Source organism: Parageobacillus thermoglucosidasius, assembly GCF_001295365.1.
Taxonomy (GTDB): domain Bacteria; phylum Bacillota; class Bacilli; order Bacillales; family Anoxybacillaceae; genus Parageobacillus; species Parageobacillus thermoglucosidasius.
In genome coordinates, this window is sequence record NZ_CP012712.1 from 740739 (window position 1) to 761824 (window position 21086).

A 21086-nucleotide genomic window follows, 5' to 3' on the forward strand; every position below is an offset into this window, starting at 1 on the left:
TGGTCCGTCTTTCAAGAAGATCCTAGTCAGGTGATTAATATGAATATTCATAAATTTGTGATGCCTGAGGTCATTTTTGGGAACGGAGCGATTGAGCATGCGGGGGAAAGCTGTTTGCGGCTTGGGGCAACGAACGTTTTCATTGTCAGCGACCCGGGAGTGATCGAAGCCGGATGGTTAGATGTTGTCATCAGAAGCTGCAAACAGGCGAATTTACAATATACGGTATTTAGCGATGTAACGATGAACCCGAAAGATGTCGAAGTGGAAAAAGGATGCAAAGCTTACATAGAAAATGAATGTGATGCGATCATCGGAATAGGGGGAGGAAGCCCTTTAGATGTGGCGAAGGCTGTTGCGATTTTGGTCACCAATGGAGGAAAAATTCACGATTATGAAGGAGTCAACAAAATCAGAAAACCGCTGCCTCCGCAAGTGATGATCCCAACAACGGCTGGTTCAGGTTCTGAAGTGTCGCAATTTTCAGTTATCGTTGATACGTTGGGGCAAAAAAAGATGACGATCATTTCCAAATCGCTTATTCCAGATATTGCAATTATTGATCCAGAGACGTTATCGACAAAAAACGCCCATTTAACCGCTTCCACCGGTTTGGATGTTTTAACACATGGCATTGAAGCATATGTTAGTTTAGCGGCAACCCCGCTGACCGATGTCCAGGCAAAAAACGCAATTTCTTTAGTATCCGAATATTTGCGCCCATCGGTTGCTTCCAAAATAAACAAAGAAGCGAAAACAAAAATGGCGATGGCTAGTTTGCAGGCTGGTCTTGCGTTTTCTAACGCCATTTTAGGTGCGGTGCATGCTATGTCGCATGCCGTCGGAGGAAAGTATCCGGTTCTCCATGGCGATATCAATTCGATTTTGCTTCCGCATGTGATGGAATATAATTTGCTGGCCAATCCGAAAAAATTTGCGGATATTGCGGCGTTTCTTGGTGTTGACATTCGCGGATTGTCGCACATGGAAGCAGGAAGAAAAGCAATTGAGTGTATCAAACAATTAACGATGGAGATTGACGCTCCGCAGCGGTTATCCGATATAGGGCTGGAAAAAGACGAAATACCGCATATGAGTTTAGTCGCCCTCGATGATGCTTGCATGATCACCAATCCCCGAGATGTGACGGCAGAGGATATTGAAGAGATATTTAGAAGGGCATGGTAGAGATGAACGTAAGAGACCGCCAACAAATGATTAACTTATTAACCGGCGTTCAATCTTCGAAAAAAAGCTACTATAACGAATTAAGGAAAACGGTGATTGCGCTCAAAAAGAAAAATATGCAGCTGGAAATCATTAATGACGTAACAAAAAGTTTTAATATCGATATGTCCATCGATGAAATGTTGCAAAACGTTTTTGATAAGCTGCAAACGATTTTGCCAATCGAGAGAATCAGCTTATCGATGTGTGAAAACGAAAAATTGGTTTTAACGAATGTGTATCCTCCCCACTCATTATATTTTCCGATTGGCTTTGATTTTTCCAAAAAGCGCTCCCTTTATTGGAAAGTAGTTGAATCGCTCGAAAAAATCTTTTATCAAGTAAACTTCGGTAAAGAAAGAAGCTATATAGAAGATAAAGTGTACGAATCTTTAGGGATCCGCAGCGTCTTGTTAGTCCCGCTTATTCGCAAAGGCAAAGTAATCGGCGTGCTCAGTATCGGAAGTAAGCAAATCATGGAATATGATGAAGATGATTTGGCTTTCTTTCAACAATTTTGCGATCAATTAGCTGTATGCATCGAAAACGCTCGTCTTTACAACGAGGTTCTCACTAGTAAAAAAGAATGGGAGGAAACATTCCGCGCGGTTTCGGAAATGATTTTCGTCGTTGATTTAAAAGGGAATATTTTGAAATATAACGATGCGGCGAAAGAGTTTTTCCAACTTCATCAACGGGAGAAGCAAGACTTTCATCAACTTTTGTCAATGGATATCCATCACAGCCCCGTTTTGCAAATTGTGCAAACAAAAAAGCCTGTGTATCAAGAGATTCATTTTCAAAAACGAGTATGCGAATTGCGTGGTTATCCGGTATTAAATGAAAATGAGCATATATATGCCATTATCATTTATATTAATGACATTACGGAAAAACGCCGGATTGAAGCACAGCTAGTTCAATCGGGAAAGTTAGCGGCAATCGGAGAGATGGCAGCGGGCATCGCCCATGAATTAAATAACCCGTTGACGGCTATTTTAGGCAATGCCCAATTGTTGTTGCGGACGGCGGCAAAGGACGACCGCTCCTACAAATTGCTTTACGACATTTATTCGTGCGGACGGAGATGCAAAACGATCATCCAAAACTTATTGACATTTTCCCGCCAAGATGAATATATGTTTGAAGATTGCTCTGTCAATGAAGCGGTGGAGCAGGTGCTCGGGCTAATAGGGGACCAAATTAGGAAACAAAATATTATCATTCGGAAAAAATTAGATAACTCACTGGAATTGGTGGAAGGAAACATTCAGCAAATCGGGCAAATTGTTTTAAATCTTTTAATTAACGCCAAAGACGCCTTGGAAGAAGTGGACGTTCCAGAAAAAGTAATTTCTATTGAAACAAAATCGGTGGCGGAAGAGGAAAAGAAATGGGTGCTTTTAACCATCCAAGACAACGGCAAAGGCATTGAAGAACAATATTTGCAAGAAATTTTCAATCCGTTCTTTACGACGAAAAGGCCAGGGAAAGGAACAGGGCTTGGCTTATCTGTCAGCTTAGGAATCGCGCAGGCTCACGGCGGAACGATCGAAGTGGCAAGCAAGCCTGGCAAAGGAAGTACATTTATGTTAAAGTTGCCGGCAAAGCAATAAACGCGGGAGTGGATAACATGCCCAATGTGTTAATTATTGACGATGAACGGGAAGTATGCACGTTTTTTCTTCATTTGTTAGAAGGAAAAGGATATTGTGTCAAGCTGGGGTCGAATGGAAAAGACTTTTCGGCATTCATTCAGCAATATTCATTTGATCTTGCCTTGATCGATGTTAAATTGCCGGATACAAACGGGCTGGAGCTATTAAAACAGTTAAAAGCCATCCAGCCATCGTGCAAGGCGATTATTATGACAGGATATAGCACGGTGAAGACCGCGGTGGAAGCAATTAAGTATGGCGCAAGTGATTATATTGAAAAGCCGTTCGACGATATTGATGAGTTAGAGAAGACGATTGAAGAATTGCTCGATAATAAACTCCATGCATCGCAGCATGATATGTATAAGCTGGCGGAAGCGCTCGGTTTTGTTGTCGGGATGAATAAAGAAATGAACGATTTAATCAAGCTGGCATATAAAGTGGCGAAAAAAAACGTCAACGTGTTAATTGAAGGAGAGACCGGAACGGGAAAAGAGTTGCTGGCGCGTTTTATTCATCAAGCGAGCATGCGCTATGATCAGCCTTTTATCGGAATTAACTGCGGAGCGCTGTCGGAAACGCTCTTGGAGAGCGAATTGTTTGGTCATGAAAAAGGGGCGTTTACCGGTGCGTTGAAAGAAAAGAAAGGAATTTTTGAAATAGCGAACAGAGGGACATTATTTTTGGATGAAATCGGCGAAGCGTCTTTAATGACACAAGTAAAATTATTGCGTGTGCTGGAAACGGGAGAGTATCTTCGCGTCGGTGGCGAAACCGTCCGTAGAACAAACGCGAGAATTATCGCTGCTTCTCATGTCAATCTCAGCCAAGCGGTGAAGGAGAAAACGTTTCGCGAAGACTTATTGTATCGGCTGGATGTGGTTAAATTAACGATCCCTCCTTTGCGGGAACGAATAGAGGATTTGCCTGTTTTGGTAGAACATTTTTTAAAAAAATTGAATTGCGCGCTTTCTTTTTCCGATGATGCCATTTTGCAAATGAAACAATATCGGTGGCCGGGAAATGTCAGAGAGCTTTTTAACGTAGTTAAAAGAGCGGTAACGTTGGCCGAAGGGGAAACGACGATCATCACTCCCGACTATCTTCCAGAAAAAATAAAAACGGAAACGAATATCCCTTCTGTTCCGTCCGATGAAACGAAAGAGAAAGAAATGAATTTGCCATCTTACTTAACAAATTGGACGAACTATATTTTATCATTATGGGAAAAAAACGAGCGGCGCCTTGACCTTCCGCGTGTTTTCGATGCCGTTAAAGATTTAGAAGCACAGATCGGGCGCTTTTTCGTCCTGAAAGCGCTAAAGGAAACGTTAGGAGATAAAAAAGAAGCGGCAGAACGATTAAACATTACGGTGCGCCAGCTTCGCTATTTATTGAAAGAAAAAGGGACTGCTGCCAAAGAATAAAGTGGAAAAGCAGTCCCTTTTAGTCTGTTCCATTAACGGTTGACACCGATGGTTAAAACGACTCGGCCGTTAATTTTTCCTTTTTCCATTCTTTCAAATACTTCATTGATTTTTTCCAATGGAGCGGTTTCGACGATCGGGCGCACTTTTCCCCGCGCGGCGAAATCCAACGCTTCTTGCATATCTTTTCTCGTGCCGACGATGGATCCTTTCACCGTTATTCCATTTAATACTGTGTTGAAAATAGGAATTGGCAAGTCTTCATTAGGCAGACCGACAACAACAAGGCATCCGCCGCGTCTCACGGATTGATAGGCTTGTTCGAACGCTTTTTTCGTGACGGCAACGCTAATGGCGGCATGCGCTCCGCCCACGTTTTGCTGGATGGCTTCCACAGGATCTTCTTTAAGTCCATTGATGGCGATATCAGCGCCTAATTGTTTCGCAAGCTCTATCTTTTCATCGCTAATATCGACCGCGATGACGTTTAATCCCATTGCTTTCGCGTATTGAAGGGCGATATGCCCTAACCCTCCGATTCCGTAAATGGCGACCCATTCTCCCGGTTTGGCGTTAGATACCTTTAGCGCTTTGTATGTCGTTACCCCCGCGCAAAGAATAGGCGCGACTTCCACCGGATCCAAGTGTTCCGGAATTTTTGCGACATAATTGGCAGGCGCTTTGCAGTATTCCGCATATCCTCCATCGGCAGAATATCCGCCATTTAATTGATGCGGACAAAGCGTTTCTTGCCCGCTCAAACAATATTCACATTCTCCGCAAGCGGAGTACAGCCATGGAATGCCGACACGGTCTCCTACTTTAACCGATTTTACCCCTTCTGCCACCTCGACGACGATGCCTACCCCTTCGTGTCCAGGAATCAAAGGAAGCTTTGGCTTGACCGGCCAGTCTCCGTGCGCCGCATGCAAATCGGTGTGGCAAACGCCGCAAGCCTCAATTTTAACAAGCACCTCTCCGTAATTCAGCTTTGGTTTTTCCACCTCTTTAATTTCTAATTTTTGTTTAAACTCGTTGACAACTGCCGCTTTCATTCTCCCAACCCCTTTCTTAATTTCCAAATAGAGTTTCGCCTATTTATATCGCAAAAAACGTGCCAACAGGGAAAGCTGGTTTTTCCAAGGCCAATATCCGCATTTTGCCGAAATTTCGTTAAAATTGAACGAAATTTTGCTGATTTTTTACCAATTCTCGTCATATGGACATTTTCATGTTTGCCGAACTCTTTCGTGATATGCACTTTTCCGTTTCATCTATTTGCGATATAATAACAAATTAGACTGTGCATCGAAAAACAGAGGTGAAAAACGTGTTTGAACGTCTGGAAGCGGTAGAAGAGCGTTATGAAAAATTAAATCAGTTGCTGATGGATCCGGAAGTGATCAATGATCCAAAAAAGCTGCGCGACTATTCGAAAGAGCAGTCGGATTTGGAAGAAACGGTGCAGACATATCGCGAATACAAATCCGTCCGCAAGCAGCTTGACGATGCCAAAGCGATGCTAGAAGAAAAGCTTGATCCGGAAATGCGGGAAATGGTAAAAGAAGAGATTGACGAATTAGAACAACGTCAAGAAGAACTTATCAATAAATTAAAAATTCTTCTTTTGCCAAAAGATCCGAATGATGAGAAAAACGTTATTATGGAAATCCGCGCGGCGGCGGGAGGCGAGGAAGCAGCGCTGTTTGCCGGCGATTTGTACCGGATGTATACGCGTTATGCGGAATCGCAAGGATGGAAGACGGAAGTTATCGAAGCGAGCCCGACTGGATTGGGTGGATATAAAGAAATTATTTTTACGATCAATGGAAAGGGAGCCTATTCCAAGCTGAAATACGAAAACGGCGCACATCGCGTGCAGCGCGTCCCGGAAACGGAATCGGGCGGGCGCATCCACACGTCGACGGCAACGGTTGCCTGCTTGCCGGAAATGGAAGAAATCGAAGTCGAAATCAACGAAAAAGATATTCGTGTCGATACATTCGCTTCAAGCGGGCCGGGCGGACAAAGCGTGAACACCACGATGTCGGCGGTGCGTTTGACACATATTCCGACGGGAATCGTCGTGACGTGCCAAGACGAAAAGTCGCAAATAAAAAACAAAGAAAAAGCGATGAAAGTTTTGCGTGCCCGCATTTATGACAAATACCAGCAAGAAGCGCGGGCGGAGTATGATCAGACGCGTAAACAAGCGGTCGGAACAGGGGATCGTTCCGAGCGGATCCGCACATATAACTTTCCGCAAAACCGCGTGACTGATCACCGCATCGGGCTGACGATTCAAAAGCTTGATCAAGTGTTGGACGGCAGCCTTGACGAGATTATTGAAGCGCTGATCTTAGACGATCAAGCGAAAAAATTGGAGCAAGCGAACAATGAGTCGTAAAATTTACGAAGTCCTTGCATGGGCTTCTTCTTTTTTAAAACAGCATGGAAAAGAAGAACGCGCCGCAGAGCTGTTGCTCTGCCACCATTTGCGAATCACGAGAGCCCAACTGTTGGCGCGGCTGCGCGATCCGATCGATGAAAACGCGCGCCAATTGTTTGAAGAGGATATCTGCAAGCACGCGTATGAACATGTTCCGGTGCAGTATCTCACCGGCTTTGAGCAATTTTACGGCCGGCTGTTTCTTGTCAACCGCGATGTGCTTATTCCGCGCCCGGAGACGGAGGAATTGGTGGAAGGCGTGTTAACGAGAATCACACAGCTTTTTCCGCGAAATACAACGGTGGATGTGGTGGATGTTGGCACGGGAAGCGGGGCGATCGCGATAACATTGGCGCTAGAAAATCCAGCACTTTCCGTCACTGCTATTGATATTTCCGCGGAAGCGCTGCAAATGGCGGAACAAAACGCCAAGCGCTTTGGAGCAGACGTTGCGTTTATTTGCGGCGACTTATTGCAGCCGCTTATCGAGGCAAATCGCAAAGTCGATGTGGTCGTGTCCAATCCGCCGTATATTCCGGAAGACGAAATTGCTTCGCTTTCCCCTGTTGTCAAAGATCACGAACCGCTGCGGGCGCTTGCCGGCGGCAAAGACGGCCTTGATTTTTACCGGAGCTTAACCCGCGCGCTGCCGTTCGTGTTGCGCGAACGCGCGCTTGTTGCCTTCGAAGTGGGGGCCGGGCAGGGAGAGACGGTCGCGGCAATGTTGCGAAAGACGTTTCCACATGCAAAAGTGGAAGTTGTTTTCGACATTAACGGAAAAGACAGAATGGTATATGCTACATTAGGAAAATAACTTCCAGCATCAACTGGAAGTTATTTTTTTAGATTTATAGAGTTTAAAATTTGTCTGCACTGTCCACAATGGGTAGTGGGAAGGACGGTGCAGGCTAATGAAGAGAAACAATATCGCCATTGTTTTATATATATTGCTATTTATATTCGGCGTGCTTGTCAATGTATATGGACAGCAAACGAAAGCGGGGGCGAACGCGACGGTCGCCGTTCCGGATGAAGCGATCCGTCTGCGGATTTTGGCCAATAGTGATTCCGCGGAAGATCAAGCGTTGAAACGAAAAGTGCGCGATGCGGTGAATGCGCAAATGAATGGATGGGTAGCTGATTTAACCTCTTTTCAAGAGGCGAAACGCGTGATTCGCTCCCATCTCCCCGAAATTGAACAAACCGTAGCCGATGTGTTGCGGAAAGAACATAGCGATCAATCGTATAAAGTGCAATTTGAAAAAGTCGATTTTCCAACAAAAATTTACGGAGATTACGTTTATCCGGCCGGGCGTTATGATGCCATTTTAATTACGCTTGGCGATGGAAAAGGAGCGAATTGGTGGTGCGTTTTATTTCCGCCGCTCTGCTTTCTTGATTTCGGAAATAGCGATGCGGTGCAGATGGACGAACATCCATATGCTATGAAGAAGGGAACGGGTCAAGCGAATGTGCAAGAACGTGAAGAGAAGGGCGGAACAGCCAATATAGACGAGCAGCAAAAACAAGATAGCGCGGCGAAGGAAGCGGAAACGGAGCAGGTTCCTCCGTTTGTCGAAGAAAGCGAGCAGCCTGTGGAAATTAAATTTTTCGTGAAAGAACTGATTGACCGGTGGATTCCATAATAGTTTTTGTGGATAAATGTGCAAAACTCATGAAAATATCCACAGACTTATCCACTAAAATAACACATTTATCCACATTTTGTGAATAAATATGTGGAACATTTTTTCTTTTTTGCCTTTTGCGATATAATTCTTCAAGGAAACTATTGGTCTATCGAAGCCATTTTCCTAATAGGGAACAACAGTATTTGGGGTGAATAAAGTGAAAACAAAAATTTGGGTTGTGGATAATATTGTTGATAAACGGTTTATTTATCCACAGATCAAAGAGGCTGCGCAATGGCTTAAAGCTGGTGAAGTGGTGGCATTCCCGACGGAAACAGTGTACGGATTGGGAGCAAACGCCAAAGATACGAAGGCGGTGGAAAAAATTTTTGCGGCAAAAGGCCGGCCAAGCGACAACCCGCTTATTGTCCATATCGCACATGTGAAACAGCTGGATGAGATTGTTTCCGACGTTCCTCGCATAGCGGGCATGTTGATCGAACGTTTTTGGCCAGGTCCGCTTACGCTCATTTTGCCAAAGAAAGAAGGCGTCATTTCCGACAAAGTGACAGCAGGCTTATCGACTGTAGCGGTGCGCATGCCGGATCATCCGGTCGCCCTTGCGCTTATCGAAGAAAGCGGATTGCCGTTGGCTGCACCGAGCGCCAATATATCAGGGCGTCCGAGCCCGACGACAGCGGCGCATGTATTCACTGATTTAAACGGACGGATTGTCGGCATTGTTGATGGAGGGGAAACAGGTATTGGCGTTGAATCGACCGTGCTTGACTGCACATCAGATGTGCCGACGATTTTGCGCCCCGGAGGTGTGACAAAAGAAGCACTTGAACAGGTAATTGGAAACGTTGCCGTTGACAGCGCGCTGACGGACGAACGGCAAACGCCGAAATCGCCGGGGATGAAATATACACATTACGCTCCAAAATCGCCAATGGCGATCGTCCAAGGATCACCTGCTTTTTTGCAAACGCTTGTGAATCAGCAACGGGCGCTTGGAAAAAAAGTCGGGGTAATGACAACGGAAGAAAACTGCTTGTTTTATGATGCTGACGTAGTGTTGACGTGCGGATCGCGCCATGATTTGCGCACTGTAGCGAGCCGTTTATATGATACGCTTCGCCAATTTGATGAAACAGATGTTGATTTCATTTATAGCGAATCGTTTCCGGCGGAAGGAATCGGCGCCGCGATTATGAACCGGCTCAGAAAAGCGGCGGGCCATCAAGTGATTGTGGAAAAATAAACCTTCTAAATATTCCCGGACGCGCATATGCTGACAGTAAGGCCAGTCCGGGGAGGGAAATACAATGGGCATGTTCATCGGCGAGCTTGTGGCGCTGTCGATGATGGCGTTCGCGCTAGGAATGGACGCTTTTTCCGTCGCGTTAGGCATGGGCTTGTTTCGCTTGCGATTCAAACAAATTTTTTATATAGGCGTAACGATTGGCGTTTTTCATATTGTTATGCCGCTTTTAGGAATTTTCGCCGGCCGCTTTTTATCGCACCAGTTTGGCGGCATCGCTTCCTATATCGGCGGAGTGTTGCTGCTGTTGTTAGGAATGCAAATGATTGTTACATCCTTTAAAAAGGAAAGCGATTCATTTGTTTCGCCGATGGGAATAGGACTTATTTTTTTTGCTTTTAGCGTGAGTCTTGACAGTTTTTCCGTTGGGCTTAGTCTCGGCATTTACGGGGCGCGAACGTTGCTGACGATTTTATTGTTCGGTTTTGTCAGCATGATATTGACATGGACAGGATTAATGCTGGGCCGCCATTTTCAACAATGGCTTGGCGCTTACAGCGAAGCGCTTGGCGGCAGCATTTTATTTGTGTTTGGGCTGAAGCTGTTATTTTCGTTTTAGGCGGGAGATTCCTGCTTCCAGTTTGCGATGGCAGAAATCGGGGGTTAATAAGGAAAAAAGACGAAGCGCCAAGTTTGAGCGCTCAGAAAAAAGGCAACATAGTAATATAAATTTTTTGCGATCGTTTTTTAATGCTATATTTTGCTAGTAATTTTTATTATAATTAACTTATACATGGTGGATGATAGAGTAAATGAGCGAAGTAGAGGTGTTTGTATGTCGCATCGTATTTTATTTGTTTGTACGGGGAACACTTGTCGCAGCCCGATGGCTGCCGCACTGCTTCACAGCAAGCAATTGCCGGGCGTGGAGGTGAAATCAGCGGGAGTGTTTGCCGCGGAAGGCAGCGATGCTTCGCTTCACGCGAAAGCGGTTTTGCAAGAAAAAGGGATTGAGACGGAACATCGCTCGTCACTGTTAAAAAAGGAAGATGTCGAGTGGGCGACACATATTTTCGCGATGACGGCCGGGCATAAGCAGCTTATCATTGAAAGGTTTCCAGACGCGAAAGAGAAAACGTTCACACTTAAAGAATTTGTTTCCGGAAAACAAGGGGATGTATCCGATCCGTTTGGCGGATCTATTGAAACGTATCGCAAGACAAGAGATGAACTAGAAAAACTTATTGATCATCTTGCGCGTAAACTTGGGGGAGAAGAGAATGGAAAGGACAAAACGGAAATATCGCTTTAGTATACGTCGGAAGCTTGTTGTGTTTACAACAATATTAGCCATCATTACGTATTCTACAAGCGCATTTTTTATTTACGTTTTGCATGATTTATTCTTCACTGCGATCAATAAAAGCGTGTTTACCATTATTACGCTATTGCTCGGCATCATTTGGTCAGGCATCCTTGCATATATGGCATCAGGATTTGTCATAAAGCCGCTGCACCGGTTAGAACAGGCGGCAATCAAAGCAGCAAGCGGACAAATTAACGAAGACGTTCCGTTATCTAGATCAGATGATGAAATTCGCTCATTAGGAATTGCTTTCAATGAAATGTTGCAAAGTTTGCGGACAATCGTGCAAAACATCGAAGATAACTTTTCCCGTACGAATGAGAAAGTCGTCGAAATTACAAACGCCTCTCTCGTTGCGGCAGAGCGTTCGAAAGATATTGCCCATACGATTGAAGAAATTTCTAAAGGCGCGAATGACTCTGCTGTTTCGATGCAAACGGCCGCTGAGTCGGTGGATGATGTGCTGCGCATTGCCAATCAAGTGCAGCAAAAGGCGAACCAGTCCGAACAATTAGTGAAGGAAATGGTGACAACATTGCATAAAAGCCGTGAAGTCATTAGTTCGCTTGTTGGCGGGATTGAACAATTGGCGCGCAATAATCAAACGTCTTTAGTTGCCGTCCAGCGCCTGGAACAGCACGCAAAGGAAGTGGAAAACATCATCTCTCTTGTTGGCGATATTGCCGGGCAAACGAATTTGCTCGCTTTAAACGCCTCTATCGAAGCGGCGCGTGCCGGGGAGCATGGCAAAGGCTTCGCGGTTGTTGCGGAAGAGGTCCGAAAGCTTGCCGATGAAAGTGCGAAAGCGGTGCAAGGAATTTCCGAGCTGATCCAAAACATTCAAAAAGAAGTCGCGCATGTCGTCGCGCAAATTCATGAGCAAGTCAAAGCTGCGAATGAGGAGGCGGCGAAAGGCGCCGATACGAATGACGCAATTGCGGAAATGACCCAATCGATTCACGAGGTTGTCCGTTCTGTCCAAGAAATTGCCGAATTAGTGAAAGAACAAATGACCCATATCGAAAAAGCGGCAATTCAGTCGCAGGAAGTGGCGGCGATCGCCGAAGAAACGTCGGCCGGGGCAACGGAAGTAACGGCGGCGACGCAAGAGCAAACTTCCGTTATTCAGCATGTTAACGAATTGGCGGAAGAATTGGCGGAACAAGCGAAAAAATTAAAAGAAACAATTGACCAAATTGGTGCAAAATAAAATTAAGAAAGATCGCCTTCTATATTGAAAACATGTAAAATGAATAGAAAGGCGATCTTTTTTCTATATGACCAAACCGAGGAGGCAACAAACATGAAAGTGGCGATTGCGTCTGATCACGCAGGAATTCATATTCGTGAAGAAATAAAAAAATTAATGGACGAATTGGGAATCGAATATATCGATTTAGGGTGTGACTGCGAAACATCGGTTGATTATCCCGATTACGCGATTCCGGTCGCGGAAAAAGTGGCAAACGGAGAAGTGGATCGCGGCATTTTAATTTGCGGGACGGGAATCGGCATGGCGATCGCGGCCAATAAAGTTAAAGGCGTCCGTTGCGCGCTTTGCCATGACGTATATAGCGCCAGATTAACGCGCCAGCATAACGACAGCAACGTACTGGCGATGGGAGAGCGCGTTATCGGACCGGGGCTGGCGCGCGAAATCGCGGAAGTGTGGCTGACGACGGCGTTTGAAGGCGGACGCCACGCCAAACGTGTGGAAAAAATTACGCAATACGAAACCGAACATTAATGGGAGGAAGAGCGGAAATGGTTTCTCCACTTTCGCAATGGAAGCAGCAATGGCAGGCGATTATTCGCGAATTCCGCCAGCAAGTTCCGCTTTCATCCGAGCATATTCTTGTCGTCGGCTGCAGCACGAGCGAAGTGATCGGCGAGAAAATCGGAACGGCCGGATCGATGGAAGTTGCCGAAATGCTGTTCGACGAATTGAAAAAATGGCATGAGGAAACAGGGGTGCAGCTGGCGTTTCAATGCTGTGAACATTTGAACCGCGCGCTTGTCGTTGAAAGAAAGACCGCCGTATCCCGCCAGCTTGAAATCGTCTCGGTTGTTCCTGTTCGATTTGCCGGCGGCGCCCTGGCCGCCTACGCCTACCGACATATGGCCGATCCCGTTGTTGTCGAATTCATCAAAGCCGATGCCGGCATCGATATCGGTGATACGTTTATCGGCATGCATTTAAAGCATGTTGCTGTTCCCGTCCGCGTGTCGTTAAAACAAGTCGGCCATGCCCATGTGACAATGGCGAAAACGAGACCGAAACTGATCGGCGGCGCTCGCGCAGTCTATTCTTTAGAAAATCCGAATACTTCTTGCACTTCCTGATGATTTTGTTCATTTTTTCTTTGAATCCACCGGTGAAAAGCTGGTAAAATAAAAAAGAATATTCTTAATTTCGAAACGAGGGGGAGCTAATGATGAATCACTTGCCACAACAAGATCCGCAAGTGTTCGAAGCGATTCAAAACGAATTGAAACGTCAGCAATCGAAAATCGAATTAATCGCATCGGAAAACTTTGTCAGCCGTGCCGTCATGGAAGCGCAAGGATCGGTATTAACGAATAAATACGCTGAAGGATATCCGGGTCGCCGCTATTACGGCGGTTGCGAATATGTCGATGTTGTCGAAGATTTGGCGCGTGAACGGGCAAAAAAATTGTTTGGAGCGGAGCATGCGAACGTACAGCCGCATTCTGGCGCGCAGGCGAACATGGCGGTATATTTTACTGTGTTGTCGCACGGCGATACCGTGCTTGGGATGAATTTGTCGCACGGCGGCCATTTGACGCACGGCAGCCCAGTCAACTTTAGTGGCGTTCAATATAATTTCGTCGAATATGGCGTCGATCCGGAAACGCATACGATTGATTATGATGAAGTGCTTGAAAAAGCGCGCGTACATAAGCCGAAACTGATTGTAGCCGGGGCAAGCGCTTATCCGCGCATCATCGATTTCCAACGTTTCCGCGAAATCGCCGATGAGGTAGGAGCGTATTTGATGGTAGACATGGCGCATATTGCAGGTCTTGTTGCGGCAGGTCTTCATCCGAACCCGGTGCCGTATGCGCACTTTGTCACGACTACGACGCACAAAACGCTCCGCGGCCCGCGCGGCGGGATGATCCTTTGCAAAGAAGAATTTGCGAAACAAATCGACAAAGCGATTTTCCCAGGCATCCAAGGCGGGCCGCTCATGCACGTCATTGCGGCGAAAGCAGTCGCGCTCGGCGAAGCGTTGCAGGACAGCTTTAAAACGTATGCGCAAAACATTGTCAACAATGCGAAACGGCTCGCGGAAGCGCTCAAAAAAGAGGGCTTTACGCTCGTTTCCGGCGGAACGGACAACCACTTGTTGCTTATTGACTTGCGCCCGCAAGGATTGACTGGAAAAGTGGCGGAAAAATTGTTGGATGAAATCGGCATTACCGTGAATAAAAACACCATTCCGTACGATCCGGAGAGCCCGTTTGTGACAAGCGGCATCCGCATCGGCACCGCCGCGGTGACGACGCGTGGATTCGGCTTGGAAGAAATGGACGAAATCGCGGGCATTATTAGCCTTGTGTTAAACAATCACGAAGATGAAGCAAAATTAGAAGAAGCGCGGAAACGCGTGGCGGCATTAACGGAAAAATTTCCGCTATATCGTTGACGAACACGCGCCTCTAAAGGATGATTATCTTTAGAGGCGTGTTTTTTTGTTTGCGGTTGAATATATGCGTATTTTTCGGTAGAATTTATGGAAGTGTAACCCGTAACAAAGAGGAGAGTGCAAAATGGGAAAAGTATACGTATTCGATCATCCACTCATCCAACATAAACTGACATACATCCGCGACAAAAACACCGGCACGAAAGAGTTCCGCGAACTCGTCGAAGAAGTGGCGACGTTGATGGCGTTTGAAATTACGCGTGATCTTCCGCTTGAAGAAGTAGAAATTGAAACGCCGGTCAGCAAAGCAAAATCGAAAGTAATCGCCGGCAAAAAACTTGGCGTCATTCCGATTTTGCGGGCGGGAATGGGAATGGTCGACGGCATTTTGAAATTGATTCCGGCCGCGAAAGTTGGCCATATCGGTTTGTACCGCGACCCGGAAACGTTAAAGCCGGTTGAATATTATGTGAAGCTGCCAACCGATGTTGAAGAGCGCGATTTTATCGTCGTTGACCCGATGCTTGCGACGGGAGGCTCAGCGGTCGAAGCGATTAACGCCTTGAAAAAGCGCGGCGCAAAAAGCATTAAATTTATGTGTTTGATCGCCGCACCGGAAGGCGTCGAAGCGGTGAAAAAAGCGCATCCGGATGTCGATATTTATATTGCTGCGCTCGATGAAAAGCTTAATGACCATGGCTATATCGTCCCGGGGCTCGGGGATGCCGGCGACCGCCTGTTCGGCACCAAATAAACACATTCTAAGGACGGATCATTTTGCGGAATGATGCCGTCTTTTTTTTATAAAATTATGTCTAAAAGAGTAAATATATCATTATACACTAATTTAGTGAGAAAAAAATGAGTAAATTTCACAAAAATTTCACAAATTATTAATATTTTTCTCGTAACAATGTAGTTTTTCTTGTGAAACACATTGACATTGACCATATCGTATTGTATGCTTGACAGGGGATATGTGATAAGGTTTTCAAGCGAATTGTATACTTAGCATAGTATATACATAGTTTTTGGCGAATGTGAGGATTATAACGATATGGGGAAAAACCAACGTTACCCTTTCCGAGCGCTCGGCTTAATGTCCGCTATTACTTCTCAATTGGCTGGTTCTGTTTTAATTGGCATATTCGGCGGCAGATGGCTTGATCGCCGTTTCGATTCGGAACCTCTTTTTCTTATTATTGGTCTCCTCCTCGGGCTTGCTGCAGGCATTACTGCGATGTTGCGAACGATCCGCCAATTTTTTGCAGGAGAATAATAGAAGATGGAACATATGATGCGAAACTTGCGGAAATACGCGTTGTTTTTCCTTTTTATATATGCAGCTGGCTGGGGAATGACAGGGAATAAAACATTATTTTTGAGCTTGCTTTTCGGAACATTCATAGGATTTTATAGCGTGTGGCTGCTGGCCGGCCGCGTAATAAAATTTGGACGAGCGGTGGCGGAAGGGAAGCGCGTTCGCTCGCTGGGCATGGTTTCGCGAATGGCGCTTGCGGCATTTGCCGCTTTGGTTGTGTTGCGATTTCCCGAATATTTCTCCATTGTGCCTATGGTAGTGGGGTTAATGACACCTTATTTTGTCATTATAATACATTATTTCTTGCACATACATAATGAGGAAGGGAAGCGAGGTGATTACTAGTGCATCATGAAGCACCTTTATATGAATTTCTCGGGCTTACCTTTAACTTGGCCAACGTTTTGATGATAACGGTCACATGTGTGATTGTGTTCATCATTGCCGTTGCTGCTACGCGCAATCTTTCTATGAAGCCGACGGGAATGCAAAATTTCCTGGAATGGGTCGTCGACTTTGTCAAAGGAATCATCAAAAGCAACATGGACTGGAAAACGGGAGGCCGCTTCCATTTGCTTGGCATCACGTTAATCATGTATATTTTTGTAGCGAACATGCTCGGTCTTCCATTCTCTATTGTCGTTGATGGCAAGCTATGGTGGAAATCGCCGACGGCAGACCCTGTTATCACATTAACGTTGGCGATTATGGTTGTTGCGCTGACGCACTATTACGGCATTAAACTCCGGGGATTCGGCGAATATGCGAAAGGCTTTGTCAGTCCAATGTGGATTTTATTCCCACTTAAACTCATTGAAGAGTTTGCCAACACGTTAACGTTGGGCTTGCGTCTTTACGGGAACATTTACGCTGGAGAAATTTTGCTCGCTTTATTGACGAGTGGATTGGCCACTGGCGTTGGCGGAACGATCGCTGCGATCATCCCGACGATCGCTTGGCAAGCGTTCAGTATTTTCGTTGGTGCCATTCAAGCATTCATTTTCACTATGTTAACAATGGTTTATATGGCGCACAAGGTGAGTCATGACCATTAATGTTATATATATAAGAAATTAACTTCAATAAATTTATAAATACTAAAAGGAGGACTTTTCAATGGGTGTATTAGCTGCAGCAATCGCAATTGGTCTAGCTGCACTTGGTGCAGGTATTGGTAACGGTTTAATTGTATCTCGTACAGTAGAAGGAATCGCACGTCAGCCAGAGGCGCGCGGTATGCTTCAAACAACGATGTTTATCGGGGTTGCGTTAGTTGAAGCGATTCCGATTATTGCGGTTGTTATTGCGTTCATGGTTCAAGGGCGCTAATTTTGTGCAGCGCTTGTTTACCAACGTAAAAATCAATAAGATAAACAAAATCGTTCATGATGGCGAAGATCATTCCATGCGAACCTTCGCCATTCCTTTATGTTCATTTCATCAACGATAACGATAACCATGGAAACAGGCGGGAAAAATAGGTTTATGGGCGACTCTTGAAGAGGGAGTGAAACTTGTAATGACGAACTTTTTGGCATTAGGTGCTGCTGGCCATGGGTTTAATGGCGGCGATATGTTATTCCAGTTAGTTATGTTTTTACTATTATTGTTGTTGCTCCGTAAATACGCGCTTGGTCCGTTAATGGGCGTAATGAAACAGCGCGAGGAGCATATCGCAAACGAAATCGATCAAGCGGAAAAACATCGCCAAGAAGCGGAAAAGCTATTGGCAGAACAGCGTGAATTGATGAAACAATCCCGCCAAGAAGCACAGCAGCTCATCGAAAACGCGCGCAAGCTTGCTGAGGAACAAAAAGAGCAGATTATCGCGTCTGCCCGTGCGGAAGCAGAGCGTTTGAAAGAAACGGCGAAAAAAGAAATCGAACGCGAAAAAGAGCAAGCGATGGCCGCGTTGCGCGAGCAAGTCGCTTCATTGTCCGTATTGATCGCTTCGAAAGTGATTGAAAAAGAGTTGAACGAACAAGATCAAGCGAAGCTGATTAGTGAGTACATTCAAGAGGTAGGAGAAGGACGATGAATAAAGAAATCATAGCAAAGCGGTATGCGTTCGCTCTTTTTCAAATTGCCGTGGAAAAGCAGCTTCTTGAGCAAATGGAGGAAGAAATTCGCGCCGTTTGGCAAGCGCTTGCCGAAAATGAGCAATTTTTATCGCTATTGACATATCCGAAACTATCATTGGAAAAGAAAAAAGCGTTAATCAAAGAAACGTTTGCATCGGTGTCAACTCCATTGCGGAATACATTGTTGCTTTTGCTGGAACGCCATCGCATTGACATCGTTCCGCAGCTGGCGCAGCAGTTTACTGATTTGGTGAACGAAGCGCGCGGCGTCGCTGAGGCGACTGCATATTCGGCTCGGCCGCTAACGGAAGAGGAAAAACGCGCACTTTCGGATGTGTTTGCGAAAAAAATGGGCAAAACGACGCTTCGCATTGAAAATATCGTCGATCCAAGCTTAATCGGCGGCGTGAAGTTGCGTATCGGCAACCGCATTTATGATGGCAGCATCAGCGGAAAACTGAAACAAATTCAACGACAGCTTATCGGCTAAGATTTGATGATAGGGGTGAAAGGCATGAGCATCAGAGCGGAAGAAATAAGCGCGCTCATTAAGCAGCAAATCGAAAATTACGAGTCCGAAATCCAAATAAGCGATGTCGGCACGGTCATTCAAGTTGGTGACGGTATCGCGCGCGCCCATGGCTTGGACAACGTCATGGCAGGGGAACTTGTCGAATTTTCTAACGGCGTTATGGGAATGGCGTTAAACTTGGAAGAAAACAACGTCGGTATCGTTATTTTAGGTCCATATACTGGAATTAAAGAAGGCGACGAAGTGCGCCGCACAGGACGGATTATGGAAGTACCTGTCGGTGAAGCGTTAATCGGCCGTGTCGTTAACCCTTTAGGACAGCCGGTTGACGGTTTAGGTCCAATCGAAACGACGGAAACTCGCCCAATTGAAAGCCGAGCGCCAGGCGTTATGGACCGGAAATCGGTTCATGAACCGCTGCAAACGGGGATTAAAGCGATTGACGCGTTGGTGCCGATCGGCCGCGGCCAGCGTGAGCTCATCATCGGGGACCGCCAAACAGGAAAAACGGCGGTCGCAATTGACACGATCATCAACCAAAAAGATCAGAACATGATTTGTATTTACGTGGCAATCGGGCAAAAAGAATCAACGGTCCGCTCGGTTGTCGAAACATTGCGGAAACACGGAGCGCTAGATTATACCATTGTTGTGACGGCATCCGCATCGCAACCAGCGCCATTGTTGTTCCTTGCGCCATATGCCGGTGTGGCGATGGGTGAATATTTCATGTATAAAGGTCAGCACGTGCTTGTCGTTTACGACGACTTGTCGAAACAAGCGGCAGCTTACCGCGAATTGTCGCTCTTGCTTCGCCGTCCGCCAGGCCGTGAAGCATATCCTGGGGATATCTTCTACTTGCACTCTCGTCTGTTAGAGCGCGCGGCAAAACTAAGCGATGCTAAAGGTGGCGGTTCGTTAACGGCGCTTCCGTTCGTTGAAACACAAGCTGGCGACATTTCCGCTTACATTCCGACAAACGTCATCTCCATTACAGACGGACAAATTTTCTTGCAATCCGACTTATTCTTCTCCGGCGTCCGTCCAGCGATCAATGCTGGTCTTTCCGTATCCCGCGTCGGTGGCGCGGCACAAATTAAAGCGATGAAAAAAGTATCAGGTACGCTTCGCTTGGACTTAGCGGCGTATCGTGAACTTGAGGCGTTCGCACAGTTCGGTTCAGACCTTGATAAAGCGACACAGGCGAAGCTCGCACGCGGTGCCCGCACGGTGGAAGTGCTAAAACAAGATTTGCATGCGCCAATTCCTGTCGAAAAACAAGTGGCGATCATTTACGCGCTTACCCGCGGTTTCTTAGACGACATTCCGGTTGAAGATATCCGCCGCTTTGAGAAAGAGTTCTTCGTATGGCTCGACCAAAACGGCCAGCACTTGCTTGAACATATTCGCACAACAAAAGATCTTCCAAATGAAGAAGATCTCAACAAAGCGATCGAAGCGTTCAAGAAAACGTTTGTCGTTTCCCAATAAAGGAGGGCGGAACAGAAGGGTGACAGCTTCTGTTCCCCTCTACTCTTAGATTTTGTCCAGAAAAAAGGTGGTGAAACCTTTGGCGTCCTTACGCGACATTAAGAAGCGCATCAACGCGACGAAGAAGACGAGCCAAATTACAAAGGCGATGGAGATGGTCTCGGTTGCGAAATTAAACCAAGCGGAAATGAACGCAAAATCGTTTGTTCCATATATGGAGAAAATGCAAGAAGTGGTTGCGAACATCGCCCTTGGCGCCGGTAATGCGACACATCCAATGCTGGTGACGCGCCCTGTCAAAAAGACGGGTTATTTAGTAATTACCTCTGACCGCGGTTTAGCGGGGGCGTATAACAGCAATATTCTCCGCACTGTGTACCAAACGATTCAAAGACGCCATCAGTCGCCGGATGAATATGCGATTATTGTTATTGGACGTATCGGGTTAAACTTTTTCAAAAAAAGAAATTTCCCGGTTGTTTTAAATATTGCCGGGCTGCCGGACCAGCCGTCTTTTGCTGATATTAAAGAAATCGCGAACAAGGCGGTCGGCTTGTTTACTGACGGTACGTTCGACGAGCTGTATATGTACTACAACCATTACGTCAATACGATCCAGCAAGAAGTGACGGAAAGAAAATTGTTGCCGCTAACGGATTTAGTCGATAACAAACAACGGACAACATATGAATTTGAACCTTCCCAAGAAGAAATTTTAGATGTGCTTTTGCCGCAATATGCGGAAAGCCTTATTTACGGTGCGCTGTTAGATGCGAAAGCGAGCGAGCACGCGGCGCGGATGACGGCGATGAAAAACGCGACGGACAACGCGAATGAACTTATTCGTACGCTTACCCTTTCCTACAACCGCGCTCGCCAAGCGGCGATTACCCAAGAAATCACGGAAATCGTAGCGGGAGCAAACGCGTTACAATAGCGGTAGAGCGGAAGTGGCAATGAAGTACTGA

23 protein-coding genes are annotated in these 21086 nt (G+C 46.0%); 22 read left to right on the forward strand and 1 reads right to left on the reverse strand.

Annotation, left to right across the window (positions count from 1 at the left end; all coding sequences use genetic code 11):
* The first annotated feature begins 39 nt into the window (after positions 1-39).
* Genes AOT13_RS03685 through AOT13_RS03695 form a run of 3 tightly spaced genes read left to right on the forward strand, consistent with a single transcriptional unit; the run spans position 40 to position 4312 of the window.
* Positions 40-1188, forward strand: a complete 1149-nt coding sequence (locus AOT13_RS03685) for an iron-containing alcohol dehydrogenase (RefSeq protein WP_042384290.1) — start codon at positions 40-42, stop codon at positions 1186-1188.
* A gap of 2 nt (positions 1189-1190) precedes the next feature.
* Positions 1191-2843, forward strand: a complete 1653-nt coding sequence (locus AOT13_RS03690) for a GAF domain-containing sensor histidine kinase (RefSeq protein ID WP_013401844.1) — start codon at positions 1191-1193, stop codon at positions 2841-2843.
* Between the two features lie 17 nt (positions 2844-2860).
* On the forward strand, positions 2861-4312 hold the full coding sequence (locus tag AOT13_RS03695; RefSeq protein ID WP_013401843.1) for a sigma-54-dependent transcriptional regulator: 1452 nt from the start codon (positions 2861-2863) through the stop codon (positions 4310-4312).
* A 32-nt stretch (positions 4313-4344) separates the two neighbouring features.
* Here AOT13_RS03695 and adhP read toward each other — a convergent pair whose 3' ends face one another.
* Positions 4345-5367, reverse strand: a complete 1023-nt coding sequence (gene adhP / locus AOT13_RS03700) for an alcohol dehydrogenase AdhP (protein WP_003253691.1) — start codon at positions 5365-5367, stop codon at positions 4345-4347.
* Between the two features lie 275 nt (positions 5368-5642).
* Between adhP and prfA the strand changes: the two genes are divergently transcribed.
* The 19 genes from prfA to AOT13_RS03800 all read left to right on the forward strand — a co-directional run bounded on the left by prfA (position 5643) and on the right by AOT13_RS03800 (position 21055).
* A complete protein-coding gene (gene prfA, locus AOT13_RS03710; RefSeq protein WP_003253689.1) occupies positions 5643-6719 on the forward strand; it encodes a peptide chain release factor 1 in 1077 nt (358 codons plus the stop codon).
* The gene (gene prmC, locus AOT13_RS03715; RefSeq protein ID WP_042384289.1) at positions 6709-7575 is read left to right on the forward strand and encodes a peptide chain release factor N(5)-glutamine methyltransferase; all 867 of its coding nucleotides are present in this window, start codon (positions 6709-6711) and stop codon (positions 7573-7575) included. Before prfA ends, prmC begins: the two co-directional genes overlap by 11 nt.
* 97 nt (positions 7576-7672) lie before the next feature.
* A complete protein-coding gene (spoIIR, locus tag AOT13_RS03720) occupies positions 7673-8407 on the forward strand; it encodes a stage II sporulation protein R (protein ID WP_003253684.1) in 735 nt (244 codons plus the stop codon).
* Between the two features lie 202 nt (positions 8408-8609).
* Positions 8610-9656 (forward strand): L-threonylcarbamoyladenylate synthase, encoded by a 1047-nt coding sequence (locus AOT13_RS03725; RefSeq protein WP_003253682.1) that lies wholly within the window; start codon positions 8610-8612, stop codon positions 9654-9656.
* Positions 9657-9720: 64 nt separating this feature from the next.
* Positions 9721-10275: a manganese efflux pump MntP gene (locus AOT13_RS03730; protein WP_013401841.1), complete on the forward strand. Its 555-nt coding sequence runs from the start codon at positions 9721-9723 to the stop codon at positions 10273-10275.
* Positions 10276-10491: 216 nt separating this feature from the next.
* Complete coding sequence (locus AOT13_RS03735; RefSeq protein ID WP_003253679.1) at positions 10492-10968, forward strand: low molecular weight protein arginine phosphatase; 477 nt, start codon at positions 10492-10494, stop codon at positions 10966-10968.
* Positions 10937-12232, forward strand: coding sequence for a methyl-accepting chemotaxis protein (locus tag AOT13_RS03740; RefSeq protein WP_003253677.1), 1296 nt, complete (start codon positions 10937-10939; stop codon positions 12230-12232). Before AOT13_RS03735 ends, AOT13_RS03740 begins: the two co-directional genes overlap by 32 nt.
* Before the next feature lie 93 nt (positions 12233-12325).
* On the forward strand, positions 12326-12769 hold the full coding sequence (gene rpiB / locus AOT13_RS03745) for a ribose 5-phosphate isomerase B (RefSeq protein WP_003253675.1): 444 nt from the start codon (positions 12326-12328) through the stop codon (positions 12767-12769).
* Between the two features lie 17 nt (positions 12770-12786).
* Positions 12787-13365, forward strand: coding sequence for a TIGR01440 family protein (locus AOT13_RS03750; protein WP_042384287.1), 579 nt, complete (start codon positions 12787-12789; stop codon positions 13363-13365).
* Positions 13366-13457: 92 nt separating this feature from the next.
* A complete protein-coding gene (glyA, locus tag AOT13_RS03755) occupies positions 13458-14693 on the forward strand; it encodes a serine hydroxymethyltransferase (protein ID WP_041269424.1) in 1236 nt (411 codons plus the stop codon).
* A gap of 124 nt (positions 14694-14817) precedes the next feature.
* Positions 14818-15447: a uracil phosphoribosyltransferase gene (gene upp / locus AOT13_RS03760; RefSeq protein WP_003253670.1), complete on the forward strand. Its 630-nt coding sequence runs from the start codon at positions 14818-14820 to the stop codon at positions 15445-15447.
* A gap of 303 nt (positions 15448-15750) precedes the next feature.
* Complete coding sequence (locus tag AOT13_RS03765) at positions 15751-15972, forward strand: AtpZ/AtpI family protein (protein WP_003253668.1); 222 nt, start codon at positions 15751-15753, stop codon at positions 15970-15972.
* 6 nt (positions 15973-15978) lie between these two features.
* Complete coding sequence (locus AOT13_RS03770) at positions 15979-16359, forward strand: ATP synthase subunit I (RefSeq protein WP_013877664.1); 381 nt, start codon at positions 15979-15981, stop codon at positions 16357-16359.
* Positions 16359-17069 (forward strand): F0F1 ATP synthase subunit A, encoded by a 711-nt coding sequence (gene atpB, locus AOT13_RS03775; protein ID WP_013401838.1) that lies wholly within the window; start codon positions 16359-16361, stop codon positions 17067-17069. The genes AOT13_RS03770 and atpB overlap by 1 nt, the downstream gene beginning before the upstream one ends.
* 61 nt (positions 17070-17130) lie before the next feature.
* Entirely contained in the window at positions 17131-17343 is a 213-nt protein-coding gene (gene atpE / locus AOT13_RS03780) for a F0F1 ATP synthase subunit C (RefSeq protein WP_003253662.1), read from the forward strand.
* Between the two features lie 190 nt (positions 17344-17533).
* The gene (gene atpF / locus AOT13_RS03785; RefSeq protein ID WP_003253641.1) at positions 17534-18052 is read left to right on the forward strand and encodes a F0F1 ATP synthase subunit B; all 519 of its coding nucleotides are present in this window, start codon (positions 17534-17536) and stop codon (positions 18050-18052) included.
* Positions 18049-18585, forward strand: coding sequence for a F0F1 ATP synthase subunit delta (locus tag AOT13_RS03790; protein WP_003253638.1), 537 nt, complete (start codon positions 18049-18051; stop codon positions 18583-18585). Before atpF ends, AOT13_RS03790 begins: the two co-directional genes overlap by 4 nt.
* A gap of 24 nt (positions 18586-18609) precedes the next feature.
* Positions 18610-20118 (forward strand): F0F1 ATP synthase subunit alpha, encoded by a 1509-nt coding sequence (gene atpA, locus AOT13_RS03795; RefSeq protein WP_003253636.1) that lies wholly within the window; start codon positions 18610-18612, stop codon positions 20116-20118.
* Between the two features lie 79 nt (positions 20119-20197).
* Positions 20198-21055 (forward strand): F0F1 ATP synthase subunit gamma, encoded by an 858-nt coding sequence (locus AOT13_RS03800; RefSeq protein WP_003253634.1) that lies wholly within the window; start codon positions 20198-20200, stop codon positions 21053-21055.
* Positions 21056-21086 lie beyond the last annotated feature (31 nt).